The sequence below is a fragment of the Actinoplanes subtropicus genome, from assembly GCF_000721705.1.
In the GTDB taxonomy this organism is placed as follows: Bacteria; Actinomycetota; Actinomycetes; order Mycobacteriales; family Micromonosporaceae; genus Actinoplanes; species Actinoplanes subtropicus.
This window is the reverse complement of record NZ_JOJL01000014.1, coordinates 85,609-99,361: the sequence shown is the minus strand read 5'-3', so window position 1 is coordinate 99,361 and position 13,753 is coordinate 85,609. Positions and strand designations below refer to the sequence as shown.

The window sequence follows — 13,753 nt, the reverse complement described above, 5'->3', positions numbered from 1 at the left end:
CTTGTCGTGCGGACACCCGGAACGGCCGGGCCGCGCGACGTGATCCGGGCCGGACACGGGCGGTACGAGATCGTCTTCGTCGGCGAGCCGGATCCGTTGCTGGAGCGGATGGCACCGGTCGTCCGGCCACCGGCCGACGCCGCCGACCTGATGGCTCTCCGGCGGAGGGAACCCGCCGGCATCGTGGCGTTCAGCGACGCGGCCGTGCCGCCGGCCGCCGACCTGGCGCAGCGGTTGGGCCTGCCCTTCCATACGCCACGAACGGCGCGGCTGCTCACCGGGAAGGTGGAGCAGCGGCGGGCGTTGAACGCCGCCGGCGTCAGCGTCACCCGGTTCGAGGCGGTGGCCGCGCCGACCGCCCTGCCGGCGGCCGCGGCCCGGATCGGGTTCCCGGCGGTCGTCAAGCCCGCCGTGAGTGACAGCAGTCGATGGACCCAGCGATGTGACTCGGCCGCGGACGTACGCCGGTTCGCCGCCGCGGCCGCGGCCGATCCGGGGAGCCCGGCCGACTGGATCGTCGAGGAGATGCTGGCGCCCGGCGTGCACCCGTACGGAGACGTGCTGGCCGATTTCGTCTCGGTGGAGTCCGTCGTCCAGGATGGAGTGCCGACCCACTTCGCCGTCACCGACCGGCTCGCGATGGCGCCGCCCTTCCGGGAGCGCGGCCTGCTCACACCGAGCCTGCTGGCCCCGGCCGAATGCGGCCCGCTGCGCGACCTGGCGACCGCGGCGCTCGCCGCCTTGGGCGTACGGTCGGGCCTCACCCACACCGAGATCAAGCTGACGCCGGACGGGCCGCGAATCATCGAGGTCAATGGCCGGCTGGGCGGCTGGATCGGCGATCTGATGCGTCGCGTCACCGATGTGGATCCGGTACGGTGGGCCATGGACGTGGCCGCCGGCCGTGCGGTCGAGGCCGAGGCGATCGCCTTTCGCGAGCATGCCGCGGTCCTGCTGGTGCAGCCGCCCGAGGGCCGGCATCGGGTCGTGGAGATGGCCGGCCCGCAGCTCTTCCGGAGGGAGCCCGGAGTTTGGCAGGCTTGGATGCGCGCCCGGCCGGGCGATCTGGTGGATTCCCGCGCGGGCTCCCTGCAGGCGCTGTACGCGGTGTTCGTCGAAGCCGATCGAGGGTCGATGGCTGCCCGGTTGCGGCGGCTCGACGCGGTGGCACGCACGGCGGCCGTGCTCGAGGTCCCGTCATGAGTGTGGGCGTCGCCATGACGGTGTCGGTGCGGGAGCAGGCCGACCTGCCACCCGGGCTGGCAGCCCGCCGGTGGTGGCAGATCTCCGCCGCATTGGCGCCGCAGGACCTGCTCCGGCGGGCACCCGACGCCCAGTGGGCCGTCTCCTGGGTGCTGGCCGAGTCGGACGGTGCGGTGGTCGGCCTGCTGCCGATGTGGCGCAGCATCCGGCCCCGTTTCGCGAGCGGGTTGTTCGATCCGCGGCAAGTCGCTCCGGAGATCTTCGGCTCCGGCGGGGACGCGCGGGACTACCTGCTGATCGGTGGGGCCGCCGACCTCGTCGCCGGCTACAGCGTGGCCGGGCAGCTGACCGGCGCCGAACGGCACCGGGTCGGAACGGCGCTGGTCGGGCGCGCCTTCGCCGAGGCCGGGGAGCGGGGCCTGCGGGGTGCTTCGCTGTACGTCCGCGAGGCTCAGCTGGATTCCTTCGTCGGCGCCGGGGCGGGCGGTCGCCGGGCCGCGTGTGCGGTGGACGAGTTCGCCGAGCTGGCGGTGCCCGCTCTGGGCATCGAGGCGTACCTTCGCGGGCTCAGCTCCGGGCGACGCTCGACCGTACGGCGTGACCTCGACGGCCTGCGGCGGCGGGGGCTGCGGAGCCGGACGGTGCCGGCCGCGGACGCGATCACGGAGTCGGCCGGCCTGGTCGCCGCGGTGAAGGCCCGGCACGGCATCCCGGACCACCCGCGACTCGCGGCCATGCGGCTGACCGGCTGGGCCAGTGCCGCGCTGGGCCGGCGGCTGGCCTTCACCGTCCGGGATCCCGGCGGCGAGCTGCTGGCGGTGTCGTTCGGATGCCGGCACGGCGACGTTCTCGAGCTCTACGAGATCGGGCTCGCGGAATCGGCGCACCGGCACTACGCGTACGTGGAGGCATTGGTCTACGCACCCCTGCGGTTCGCGATCGAGAACGGTTGCCGGCTCCTGCAGCTGGGCCTGGGCTCGAGCCGGCCGAAGATGTTGCGGGGTGCGACGCTCTCGTCCGTCTGGGCGGTCGGCGGTGACGCGGGCGGCGACCGATGAGCGCCGCCGGGCAGCACTGGACGGCGCCCCTTCGCGTTCCCGCTTTCCGTTATCAGTTCCTGGCTCAGGCAACTTCGATCTTCGGCAGCATGCTCAGCCCGGTCGCGCTGTCGCTGGGTGTGCTGAGCCTGACCCGATCGGCCCACGACTACAGCCTCGTCCTGGTGGCCAGCAGCGTTCCGACGGTCCTGTTCCTGCTCGTCGGCGGCGTCTGGGCCGACCGTCTGCCCCGCCACAAGGTCATGGTCGTGACGAACCTGGTGAGCGCCGCGGCTCAGGCCGCCATCGGAATCATGCTCGTCACGGGTGCCTTCCACCTCTGGATCGCCGTGCTCGCGCAGGCGTGCACCGGAACCGCCCTCGCGTTCTACTTCCCGTCGGTGAACGGGCTGACCGCCCAGGTCGTGCCGGATGAGCTGCTGCAACCGGCGAACGCGCTGCTGTCGCTGGTCCGGAGCATCGCCGGTAGCCTCGGGCCGCTTGTCGCGTCCGTGCTGGCGGTCAGTGGCGACGCGGGCGTCGCACTGTTGATCGATGCGTTCACGTTCCTGGTCGGTGGGTGGCTGCTGTCGCGGATCGACGTGCGGCCGGCGCCGCGCACCGACCGCACCTCGTTCGTCGCCGATCTCGCCGCCGGCTTCCGGGAAGTGATCACCCGTCCGTGGGTGTGGTCGACCATCCTCGGCTTCATGGTCGGGCAGTTGGCCCAGGCGGTCTTCCTGGTCGTCGGCCCGTTGCTGCTCCTGCAGCGCGCGGGTGGAGCTCTGATCTGGGGCGTCACCGTCGCGGCGATGAGCGTCGGCCAGATCGTCGGCGATGCCCTGGCGCTGCGGGTCCGGCCGCGGCGGCCGCTGGTGTTCTGCCGCCTGGTCGACCTGCTCGGCGCGCCGGTGCTGTTCGTCCTGGCCGTGCGTGCCCCGTCCTGGGTCGTCATCGTGGCGGCGGTGCCGGCCGGCATCGCCGTTACGCTGCCCGACTCGCTGTGGTTCACCGTGCTGCAACGTCAGCTCGCACCCGACGCGCTGTCCCGCGTGTCGTCCTACGACTGGCTGGGGTCGCTTTCGTTGCGGCCGATCGGATATTTCTCGGGCGGATTCCTCGCGACGGTCGTAGGAGCCGCGCCGCTGCTGCTCGGCGCGGGCACGCTGTATCTGGCCACGAAGCTGCTGACCTTGCTGCCGGCCGACGTACGGACGATTACCTTGTCATCGGAGCGAGTCGATTCGACGGCTGTTCCGGAATAGCACTCGGCCGGCTGGAGGTCGTACCGCCCGTTTCCGCGCGGCAAGCATCCGGCCCGGCGACGTGATCGACCGGTGGTGGCGCCGCTGCGGCGAGGGCGTCCGGGGCGAGGGCTAAACTGCCCCGCATGCCGTTGACGATTCGGACCGCGATGCCCGAGGACGCGCCGGAGATGGCGCCGCTGCTGGCCGAGCTGGGTTACCCGCAGCAGGTCACTACGCTGCCGGAACGCATCAAGCAGCTGGCCGACACCGACACCGACACCGTGCTCGTCGCGGAACTCGACGGCCGGGTCGTCGGGGTGGCATGCCTGCACGTCACGGTGTTCTTCCACGAGCCGGGCGCCGACCGGGCCCGGCTCACCGCGCTGGTCGTCGAGTCGGCGCGCCGCGGCACGGGCATCGGCGGCCGGCTGCTGCGCGCGGCGGAGACGGCGGCCCGGCAGCGCGGCTGCGCCAAGCTGGAGCTGACCAGCGCGGCGCACCGCACGGCGGCCCACCGGTTCTACGAAGCGGCCGGCTACCGGGTGGTGCCGCACCGGTTCAGCAAGGATCTCAATACCGTTTGAACGCTCGGCCCCGGCGTTGGCAAATGTTGGCCGGAATGCGCTGTGTCCGACTGCGCAAGCGTTCGAAAACCATTTCCGGCGCGTTTCCGCCGGTGTCTTCAAAATGGACAGTCGGACACCATTCTCGGGTCATCGGTCGTGCTTAGTATCCCCTTGTGCGGGCCGCGGACGCGAGAGGGGAGAAACTGTCATGGTCGTTGTGATGGCGCCGGAGGCCACGGCGGCGGAGGTGGAGGCGGTCGTCGGCCTCGTCCGGTCGGTGAGTGGACAGGCGTTCGTCAGCCGCGGGCTCTCCCGCACCATCGTCGGCCTGGTCGGCGACGTGACCGACTTCGAGGCGCTCAACCTGGGCAGCCTGGCGGGCGTGCTCCAGGTGATCCGGGTTTCGGTGCCGTACAAGCTCGTCAGCAGGGAGCATCATCCGGCGCGCTCGCAGATCCGGGTCGGCGGGGTGCCGATCGGGCCGGGCACGCTGACCGTGATCGCCGGACCGTGCGCCGTGGAGTCCCCGGAGCAGACGCTGGAGGCGGCCCGGATGGCGAAGTCCGCCGGCGCCTCGATGCTGCGCGGCGGTGCCTTCAAGCCGCGGACCTCGCCGTACGCCTACCAGGGGCTCGGCGAACAGGGCCTGCGCATCCTGGCCGACGTGCGGGCCGAGACGGGCCTGGCGGTCGTCACCGAGGTCGTCGACCCGGCGGGGGTCGACGTGGTGGCGAAGTACGCCGACATGCTCCAGGTCGGTGCCCGCAACATGCAGAACTTCGCGCTGCTCCAAGCGGTGGGTTCGGCCGGCAAACCGGTCCTGCTCAAACGCGGTTTCAGCGCGACGATCGACGAGTGGCTGAGCGCGGCCGAGTACATCGCGCAACGCGGCAACCTGAACATCGTGTTGTGTGAACGTGGCATCCGGACGTTCGAGACCGCCACCCGCAACACGCTGGACATCAGCGCGGTGCCGGTGGCGCAGCGGCTCTCCCATCTGCCGGTGATCGTGGATCCCTCGCACTCGGGCGGCCGCCGCGATCTCGTGGTGCCGCTGGCCCGGGCGGCGATCGCCGTGGGCGCGGACGGGCTTCTCATCGACGTTCACCCGAATCCGAAGTCGGCACTCTGTGATGGTGATCAGGCGCTACCCGAATCCGACATCCGGGAGATCGCCGACGTCGCAGCGAGTCTGTCGACGCTGATGGGACGTACGCTTGCCGCGCCTTCCGGCGAATTCGGACAAGTCGCCGCTGGGGTATCCCGCTGAGGATCACGACGATTTCGGTGCGACCCTCGCCAAGACGTGCTAGATGCCGCAAGGCGCGCATAGTCGGGTAGGGGGTGGCGGGTCTTAGGGGTGCGCACGCTCCGTAGGATAGGGGTTACGGTTCGCTCAGGGTCGATGTTAATTTCGGTCGGCTGGTAGATGATCCGGCATCGCGCCCGGCTGGAAAGCCGCGCGGCCGATTGGTAGCGAGCACGGGGAGAAGAGCGATGTCTTCAGGCTGATCCAAAGCGATCTTCCGGTCGGTCACCACCATGGTCGCGGTGGGCCGATCGCCGGTTCACCTTCTCAACGGAAAGCCAGAACGGCCGGGCACTCATTACCATTCGCCCGCCGGCCTTTCGTGCGGCCATTTCTGTGTCGCCCGCCGCGACGGACATCCCGGCCGGGCCGTACCGCCCTGCCCGGATTCGCCACGGCCGGTCGCCGGCAGCTCGCCTCGCACGGCCCGGACATCCGTCGCCGGGCGGCGCGCGACGTTGCTCGCGGCCGGAAGGCGCACAGCCAGATGAGCCAGTCGGGTCGGCTGTGCCCCATCTCACCGGGGCGCGTCGACTCACCTGCGTGCCGGTTGCGCGTCGAGCGCGCGTCACGAGTCTAGGAGTTGCATTGACGCCCGACGAAGAGGACATCAGCCACCAGCCGATCATCGAGATGGAGATCAGTTCACTCAGCCTCAGCGGGTCGCCCCGGCTCGCCGGCGCCGATCTGGTGCACGTGGAGGCGATGGTCGCGACGCAAGGGGAGTTGCCGCCCATCGTGGTGCACCGGCCGACGATGCGCGTCATCGACGGCGCCCATCGCGTCCACGCGGCGCTCCGGCGGGGGGAGGCGACGATCGCCGGACGGTTCTACGACGGCCCCGAGGACGACGCGTTCGTGTTGTCGGTATGGCTGAACATCTCGCACGGTCTTCCGCTCGCCCTGGCCGATCGCAAGCGTGCCGCCGAGCGCATCGCGGTCTCGCACCCCCAGTGGTCGGATCGCCGGGTCGCCGCGGTGACCGGCATCTCCCCGGGTACGGTCGCCGACATCCGCAGGCGGGTCGCCGGAACCTCGGCCCGCGACTCCAGCCGGATCGGACAGGACGGCCGGGTACGCCCGCTGGACTGCAGCGCGGGCCGCCTGCTCGCCGGGCGGCTGATGTCCGAGAACCCCCACCTGTCGCTCCGGCAGGTCGCCAAGGCCGCGGCGATCTCCCCGGAAACGGCCCGGGACGTCCGTAACCGGCTGCACAGCGGCGCGGACCTGGTGCCGACCCGGCGCGCCCGCGACGGCGCGCCCGCGACCGGGACCGCCCCGGACCGGGAGCAGCACCCATTGAACCTGGTCCGGCCCGGGAAACGGCCGGAACCGGTGCTCGACAGCTCCACCGTCAACCGGCTGATGAGCGACCCGGCGCTCCGGTACACCGACACCGGCCGTAACCTGCTGCGGCTTCTCTCCCTGCACTCCCGCTGGGCGAAGGAGTGGGAGGCCATCGTGGACAACGTGCCCCCGCACTGCGCCGACGTGGTGGCCGACCTGGCCCGTCAGCTGGCGGACCTGTGGTCGGATTTCGCCACCCGGGTCGGGCCGGGCGAGCGCATGGCCAGCTGACGGCGCGCCGCGACGGGTGCCTCTCGCGAACAAGCCCCACCGGCGGTGTCCAACTGCCGGGAACGGACAGTTGGACACCGCCGGCGAACCTGAGCTGGCAATACGCGGTAGTGAAGTTTTGAAGCGTGCGGTCGGCGCGCATTCACAGTCAACTCAGAGGTGGGTCCGCGCGCCGGATAACGGCCCTTGGCCTGCAATAAATGCCCTCTTGTCCGATGTGGACAGGCGTTTCCCTCAAAAGCTCCACTTCGTTATGCTTCGGCCGGTATCGCGACGGGAATGCCTGACGGGAGGCCCGTGACACTGACCGAACCTCTCCCGGAATTACTTCTGTTCGACCATGTCCACGAGGCGTCGACGCGCGACGAGGGTTCGGTGCTGCACATCAGCGGCCCGGTGGGCAGCGGGAAGACGGCCCTCCTGCAGGCGATGGCCGAGCGCGCCGGTCGCCGCGGTGGCTGGTCGTTCGTGGTCACCGGTTCGGCGCGAGAACGCGGCCACCCGTTCGGACTCCTGGATCGTCTGATCCCATCCATGTGTGCGGCCGGGATGGCGGAGCCCGTCCCCGGCGGCCGGGCGGACGGCCAGGATTTCTTCTTCATGATGGACCGGGTGGGCGCCGCGGTCCGGGAGTTCGCTTGCGGCCGGCCGGTCATGGTCGGCATCGACGACGTCCATTTCGCGGACGAGCAGTCGCTGCGGGCCGTCAGCTACCTCATCCGGCGGATCGAATCGTCCGGTGTGGTCGTGGTGCTGACCGAGAGCACGTCGTACGAGCGCGACATGGCGGGTCTTCGGGCCGAGGTGCTGCATCTGCCGTTCTGCCACCGGGTTCGGCTCACTCCGCTGGCCCCGGCCGAGATCGCCGAGCGGCTGCGGAAGCGGTGGGGCGGCGCGGTCGACGATGCTCTGGTGCAATTCTGCGCGCAGGTCACCGGGGGGATACCGCTGCTGCTGCAGGCACTGATGGATGATCTGGCCGCCGCGCCCGCCCCGGGCGCCGGCGAGCCGGGAGCGAATTTCCGGCAGACCGTCCAGCGCAGCCTGCACCGGTGCGCCCCGTCGACCGCCGCGGCTGCCCGGGCGATCGCGGTGCTCGGCGGCTGTGCGACTCCGGAACTGATCGCCGAGCTCGGTGCGGTGGACGTCGCCCTCGTCGACGAGAGCATCCGGGATCTGCGGGAGATGGGACTGCTCGAGGGGGAATGGTTCCGGCACCCGCAGACCCGGGCGGCCGTCCTGGCCGACATCCCGTTGCCGGGCCTGCCGGAACTGCACCGGCGGGCCGCGGAGCTGTTGCACCTGAGCGGGGCGCCGGCCGGCGCCGTGGCCGAGCAGTTGATCGCCGCCCAGGACGGCGGCAAGGCTCCGTGGCGGGTCGTCATCCTCTGCGAAGCGGCCCGCGAGGCGATGGCCGGCGGCGACGTCGAGAGCGCGGTGCTGAGTCTGCGGCACGCGGTCGAGGCGAGTTCCGATGACACCCAGCGCGCGCGGGCCGGTGTGCTGCTCGCCGAGGCGCAGTGGCACACCGATCCCAGCCGGGCCATGCGCCGCCTCGGTGAACTCGGCCGGGACGCCCGGGCCGGCTTGTTCACCGGCCCCGACATCGTGACCGCCGTCAACCACATGCTCTGGTGGGGTGAGTTCGCGGAGGCGGACGAGTTGTTACGTCTCACCGACGAACAGGGCGGTGGCGACTCGAGCCTCGCTCACCTCTGGGCGATCTTCGGCCGGGCGGGCGGCGGAACCGAGCCGGACGACGAGAACACCCTGCCCAGCGACTCGCCGCTCACCCGGTCCGGCCCCATGGCCGTGGTCACCTACCTCAGCTCCGCGGCGAGCCTGAAGTGCGGCGGCGTGAGCACCGATCGGGCCGATCAGATCTTGCTGGGCATCCGGACGGGCGCGCCGCTCACCCCGGCCCTCTCGGCCCTCGTCCTGTTGGTGCAGACGGGCCGGCTGGAGGAGGCGATCACCTGGTGTGAGCGGCTGCTGAAAGAGGAGTGGATCAGCCGGACGCCGATGCGCCGGGCCATGATCGAGACGATCGAATCGGTGGCCCTGCTGCGGGCCGGCGACAGCGCGAGAGCCCTGCAGTGCATCCGGGAGGTGCTCGAGGTCGTCCCGGCACCGGCCTGGGGCGTGGCGGCGGGCCTGCCGTTGTCGGTGGCGGTTCGCGCCAGCACCGAACTGGGCGACACGGATGCCGCCCGGTCCTACCTGGCCGTCCCGGTGCCGCCCGCCATGTTCGACACCCCGTTCGCCCTGCCGTACCTCCTGGCGCTGGGCGGATATCACCTGGCCATGGGCCACCCGGAGAGTGCTCTCCTGCATACCCGGTCCTGCCTGGAGCTGATCACGCGGTGGGGGGTCGAGGCCGGGCGGATCGCCGCCGGGCCACCCGAGCTGACCATGTCCCGGCCGGCGCCGGCGTCCGCCGTGAGCCGGCCGGATGCCGGCGAACCCTGCCTGCCGGGCGTCGGTGAGCCGGCTGCGCCGACCGTTTCGCGGCGGACCGGACCGGGCGGCCGCCGGCGCGCCGCGAAACACGACCGGGCCGCGGAACGCTCCACCGAGGACGGCTCTCAGCTCACCGACGCCGAACGGCGGGTGGCCGCCCTCGCCGCGGCCGGCGTCACCAACCGGCAGATCGCCGAGTCGTTGTTCATCACGGTGAGCACCGTCGAGCAGCATCTCACGAAGATCTATCGGAAGTTGCACGTGCGCAGCCGTTCGGGGCTGCGGCGATACGGTTACTGATCTTTCGCCGGGATCGGCGGTTGGACAGCCGTTTGACGGCGATGAATCTTCATCCATACCGTCACGGGGTCGGTTCTTCCGCATTCCCGGAGGTCGGAGATGTCTGTCGAGAAAGTCAAGGAACTGGTTCGCAGCAAGCGCCGGATGTGGGGATGGATTTATCGATGACTGCTATCCTCGAGCGCCTCTCCGCGTTGCCCGGTGTGCTCCCGCCGGCCATTTCCCGAATGGTGGGGGTGGGCACCGCCGTCACCGGAACCTCGATCTCCCAGACCGCATTGCTGGATCTTTTCGGAATCGACGACCCGAAGGTCCGGTCGATCTATCTGAACAGCGCCATCGACCAGCGCCGTCTCACCCTCCCGGAGCCCGACGCGACCGGCGTGCGCCGGCCCGAGCCGCAGGGCGCGCTGCTGGCCAAGCACAAGCGTCTCGCCATCGAGATGGGGGCTCAGGCGCTCACCGCCTGCCTGAAGACCATCGACGCGTCCCTCTCCGACCTGCGCCACCTCTGCTGCGTGACGTCGACCGGCTTCCTCACCCCCGGCCTCAGCGCACTGATGATCAAAGAGCTCGGCATCGACCCGCACTGCAGCCGGTCCGACATCGTGGGCATGGGCTGCAACGCCGGTCTCAACGCCCTCAACGTCGTCGCCGGCTGGTCCGCCGCCCACCCCGGCGAACTGGGGGTCATTCTCTGCACCGAGGCGTGCTCGGCCGCCTACGCTCTCGACGACACCATGCGCACCGCGGTCGTCAACAGCCTGTTCGGCGACGGCGCCGCCGCCCTCGCGCTGATCAGCGACGGTGCGCAGGAGCCCCGGCCGGGGCCGCGGATCCTCAAGTTCGCCAGTTTTCTGATCACCGAAGCGATCGACGCCATGCGCTACGACTGGGACGACGACCTCGCCCGCTTCAGCTTCTTCCTGGACCCGCAGATCCCGTACGTCGTCGGCGCCAACGCGGAGACCGTGGTCGACCGTCTGCTGGCCGGCACCGGCCTGCGCCGCAGCGACATCGCGCACTGGCTCGTGCACTCCGGCGGCAAGAAGGTGATCGACGCGGTCATGGTCAACCTCGGCCTGAGCCGACACGATGTCCGCCACACCATCCAGGTCCTGCGCGACCACGGCAACGTGTCCAGCGGCTCGTTCCTGTTCTCCTACGAGCGGCTGGTCGAGGAGGGCGTGACCCGCCCCGGCGACTACGGGGTTCTGATGACCATGGGGCCCGGTTCGACCATCGAAATGGCGTTGGTCCAGTGGTGACCGCGGCGGGCATCGGCGACCTGGTGTTGCGCGTCGACGGAAGCGAGCCGGTGTCGCCGGCGACCGTCGAGGCGGTGCTGGACCTCTGTGACCGAGCCGAGGACGGGTATACCCACGGCCTGCTCACGGTCTTCGTCTCCGGTGCCCCGCGCCCCGGCTGGACCACGGATGTCAGCGTCGGCCTCATCACCAAGTGGGAACGCGCCGTCCACCGGCTCGAACGGCTCGGCCTGGTCACCGTCGCGGTGACGGAGGGCCCCTGCGGTGGCACGGCTCTCGACCTGTTGCTGGCGGCGGACATCCGGATCGCCGTCGCGGGTACCAGGCTGGTCGTGCCGGTGAGCGGCGACGCGACCTGGCCCGGCATGGCGCTGTATCGACTGTCGCGGCTGGGCGTCACCGCCGGCATGCGCCGGGCGGCCCTGCTCGGCACGGCGATCGACGCCGAGCGGGCGGCCGCGGGAGGGTTGCTCGACGTGGTGGTGGACCGGACCGACGACATCCTCGCCGAGGTCGCCGCCGTGGCCGCCGGCCTCTCCGGCCGGGAAGTGGCGATCCGGCGGCAGCTGATGTTCGACGCCGGCGAGCGCAGCTTCGAGGAGGCACTCGGCTCCCACCTGGCCGCGTGCGACCGGACACTGCGCCGAGCGGCGGCATCATGACCGTGGCCACCGTGCCGCCGGGGCTCGGCTCCGATCGGAGGCGGCTGGCCGAGACCGCCGCGGACAGCGAACGGCGGATCGCGGCGTTGCCGCCGCCCCGCGAGCGGACTCCGGAACAGCGAGCCGAGGCGGCGGCCGCGCACGACGCGGCGCGCCGCATGCGGGCGCGGTTCATGAACACGTACGCCGACGGGGTCTACGACGAGCTCACCGACGGCCGGACCCGGCAGCTGCGGGTGGCCGAGCTCGCCACGGCCGCGGCGTACGCGTTCCCGGGTCTCGTGCCCACCCCCGAGCAGTTGCTCCAGGAGCGCTCGCGGGTCCAGGCCGACCAGGAGGGCCACGAGATCGACCAGGGCATCTTCCTGCGGGCGGTGCTGCGGTCGGAGCGTTCCGGCCGGCATCTGATGGCGGCCATGCTGCGGCCGACCGAGCGGGCCCTCCGGCTGCTTCCGGAGTTCCGGCGCACCGGCGTGCTGGCGACCGAGGCGGTCCGGCTGGAACGGCGCGACGGGGTGGCCCGGCTGACCATGTGCCGCCCGGAGTGCCTCAACGCCGAGGACGAACAACAGGTCGACGACATGGAGACCGCCGTCGACCTGGCCCTGCTCGATCCGGCGGTCCGGGTCGGCGTGATCCGCGGCGGCGTGATGAGCCACCCGCGTTATCGAGGCCGCCGGGTGTTCAGCGCGGGGATCGACCTCAAGGCGACCAGCGCGGGCCGGATCTCGCTGATCGGCTTCCTGCTCCGGCGTGAGCTGGGCTACCTGCACAAGCTCGTACGCGGCCTGTCCGGCGACGACCCGGACCGGTGGACCCCGCCGGTGCAGAAGCCGTGGGTGGGTGCGGTCGACACGTTCGCGATCGGCGGTGGCTGCCAGCTGCTGCTCGTCCTCGACCACGTGGTGGCCGCCGCGGACGCGTACCTCAGCCTCCCCGCCGCGGCGGAGGGGATCGTCCCGGGCGCCGCCAACCTGCGCCTCGGGCGGATCGCCGGAGCCCGGCTCGCGCGCCAGGTCATCCTGGCCGGCCGCCGGATCATGGCGGCCGAGCCGGACGCCCGGCTGCTGGTGGACGAGGTCGTGCCGCCGGAGGGGATGGACGAGGCGGTGGAGCGCGCCGCGGCCCGGCTCGCCGGGGACGCGGTCGTAGCCAACCGGCGGATGATCAATCTGGTCGAGGAGCCGCTCGACGGGCTGCGCGAGTATCTGGCCGAGTTCGCGCTCGAACAGTCCTTGCGCATCCACGCCGGTGACGTGATCGACAAGGTCGGCCGCTTCGCCGGCCGGGTCCGATGAGCGCGTCCCGGGTGCGCTACGAGAAGACGCACCACATCGCGCGGGTCACCCTCGACCGGCCGGACGTGCTCAACGCGATGGACCTGCGCATGCACGAGGAACTGGCGGAGGTCTGGGACGACATCGAGGAGGACGACGACATCCGGGTCGCGGTGCTCACCGGGGCGGGCGATCGCGCGTTCTCGGTGGGCCAGGACCTCAAGGAGCGTGCCCGCCGCGATGCCGCGGGCGTGCCCGCATCCACGTTCGGCAGCCGGGGCGGTCCGGGCTCGCCCCGGCTGACCGAGAGGTTCGGCTTCAGCAAGCCGGTGGTCGCCCGGATCGACGGGTACGCGCTGGGCGGAGGCCTCGAACTGGCCCTCGCCTGCGATCTGCTCATCGCCTCCGACCGGTCGGTGTTCGGGCTCCCGGAGGCGCGGCTCGGGCTGGTACCGGGCGCCGGCGGCGTGTTCCGGCTGATCCGGCAACTGCCGCCGAAGGTGGCGATGGGCTATCTGCTCACCGGCCGGCGCTTCGACGCGGCGACCGCGTACGGATTCGGTCTGGTCAACGAAGTGGTGCCGGCCGATCGGTTGGACGCTTGCGTGGACGGCTGGGTCGGTGATCTGGTCGCAAGCGCGCCACTGTCGGTCCGGGCGATCAAGGAAGCGGCGCTGCGCTCCGTCGACATGCCGTTGCCCGCCGCCTTCACCACGACCTACCGGTGGGAGGAACGGCGCCGGGTGAGCGCGGACGCCGTGGAGGGCCCGCTGGCCTTCGCGGAGAAGCGGGCGCCGGCCTGGTCCGGCCGATGACCCCGCGAGGCTTCCCTTCCCTGAAGAGGAG

The 13,753-nt window shown here is 71.4% G+C and carries 11 protein-coding genes; all 11 read left to right on the top strand.

What is annotated here, in order from left to right; translation table 11 throughout:
* The first annotated feature begins 6 nt into the window (after positions 1 to 6).
* On the top strand, positions 7 to 1,203 hold the full coding sequence (locus IH26_RS55980) for an ATP-grasp domain-containing protein (protein WP_169789784.1): 1,197 nt from the start codon (positions 7 to 9) through the stop codon (positions 1,201 to 1,203).
* Positions 1,200 to 2,261 (top strand): GNAT family N-acetyltransferase, encoded by a 1,062-nt coding sequence (locus IH26_RS0120605; protein ID WP_157437288.1) that lies wholly within the window; start codon positions 1,200 to 1,202, stop codon positions 2,259 to 2,261. The genes IH26_RS55980 and IH26_RS0120605 overlap by 4 nt, the downstream gene beginning before the upstream one ends.
* Positions 2,258 to 3,505: an MFS transporter gene (locus tag IH26_RS0120600; protein WP_030437855.1), complete on the top strand. Its 1,248-nt coding sequence runs from the start codon at positions 2,258 to 2,260 to the stop codon at positions 3,503 to 3,505. Before IH26_RS0120605 ends, IH26_RS0120600 begins: the two co-directional genes overlap by 4 nt.
* A gap of 125 nt (positions 3,506 to 3,630) precedes the next feature.
* Positions 3,631 to 4,071 carry a GNAT family N-acetyltransferase gene (locus IH26_RS0120595; RefSeq protein WP_030437854.1) on the top strand — a complete coding sequence of 147 codons (441 nt, stop codon included), beginning with the start codon at positions 3,631 to 3,633 and terminating at the stop codon, positions 4,069 to 4,071.
* Positions 4,072 to 4,261: 190 nt separating this feature from the next.
* Positions 4,262 to 5,323, top strand: a complete 1,062-nt coding sequence (gene aroF / locus IH26_RS0120590; protein WP_030437853.1) for a 3-deoxy-7-phosphoheptulonate synthase — start codon at positions 4,262 to 4,264, stop codon at positions 5,321 to 5,323.
* Between the two features lie 627 nt (positions 5,324 to 5,950).
* Positions 5,951 to 6,940: a ParB/RepB/Spo0J family partition protein gene (locus tag IH26_RS0120585; protein ID WP_211268714.1), complete on the top strand. Its 990-nt coding sequence runs from the start codon at positions 5,951 to 5,953 to the stop codon at positions 6,938 to 6,940.
* Between the two features lie 297 nt (positions 6,941 to 7,237).
* Positions 7,238 to 9,700 (top strand): helix-turn-helix transcriptional regulator, encoded by a 2,463-nt coding sequence (locus IH26_RS0120580; RefSeq protein WP_030437851.1) that lies wholly within the window; start codon positions 7,238 to 7,240, stop codon positions 9,698 to 9,700.
* A gap of 164 nt (positions 9,701 to 9,864) precedes the next feature.
* Entirely contained in the window at positions 9,865 to 10,968 is a 1,104-nt protein-coding gene (gene dpgA, locus IH26_RS0120575; RefSeq protein ID WP_030437850.1) for a 3,5-dihydroxyphenylacetyl-CoA synthase DpgA, read from the top strand.
* Positions 10,962 to 11,630: an enoyl-CoA-hydratase DpgB gene (gene dpgB / locus IH26_RS0120570; protein ID WP_030437849.1), complete on the top strand. Its 669-nt coding sequence runs from the start codon at positions 10,962 to 10,964 to the stop codon at positions 11,628 to 11,630. The genes dpgA and dpgB overlap by 7 nt, the downstream gene beginning before the upstream one ends.
* A complete protein-coding gene (dpgC, locus tag IH26_RS0120565) occupies positions 11,594 to 12,928 on the top strand; it encodes a (3,5-dihydroxyphenyl)acetyl-CoA 1,2-dioxygenase DpgC (RefSeq protein ID WP_211268713.1) in 1,335 nt (444 codons plus the stop codon). Before dpgB ends, dpgC begins: the two co-directional genes overlap by 37 nt.
* Positions 12,925 to 13,722: an enoyl-CoA-hydratase DpgD gene (gene dpgD / locus IH26_RS0120560; RefSeq protein ID WP_030437847.1), complete on the top strand. Its 798-nt coding sequence runs from the start codon at positions 12,925 to 12,927 to the stop codon at positions 13,720 to 13,722. Before dpgC ends, dpgD begins: the two co-directional genes overlap by 4 nt.
* The last annotated feature ends 31 nt before the right edge of the window (positions 13,723 to 13,753 follow it).

Coding starts and splice junctions, on each gene's coding strand:
- IH26_RS0120605 (WP_157437288.1), top strand. CDS start 1,200: ATGAGTGTGGGCGTCGCCATGACGGTGTCGGTGCGGGAGCAGGCCGAC.
- dpgA (WP_030437850.1), top strand. CDS start 9,865: ATGACTGCTATCCTCGAGCGCCTCTCCGCGTTGCCCGGTGTGCTCCCG.
- IH26_RS0120600 (WP_030437855.1), top strand. CDS start 2,258: ATGAGCGCCGCCGGGCAGCACTGGACGGCGCCCCTTCGCGTTCCCGCT.
- dpgD (WP_030437847.1), top strand. CDS start 12,925: ATGAGCGCGTCCCGGGTGCGCTACGAGAAGACGCACCACATCGCGCGG.
- IH26_RS0120595 (WP_030437854.1), top strand. CDS start 3,631: ATGCCGTTGACGATTCGGACCGCGATGCCCGAGGACGCGCCGGAGATG.
- aroF (WP_030437853.1), top strand. CDS start 4,262: ATGGTCGTTGTGATGGCGCCGGAGGCCACGGCGGCGGAGGTGGAGGCG.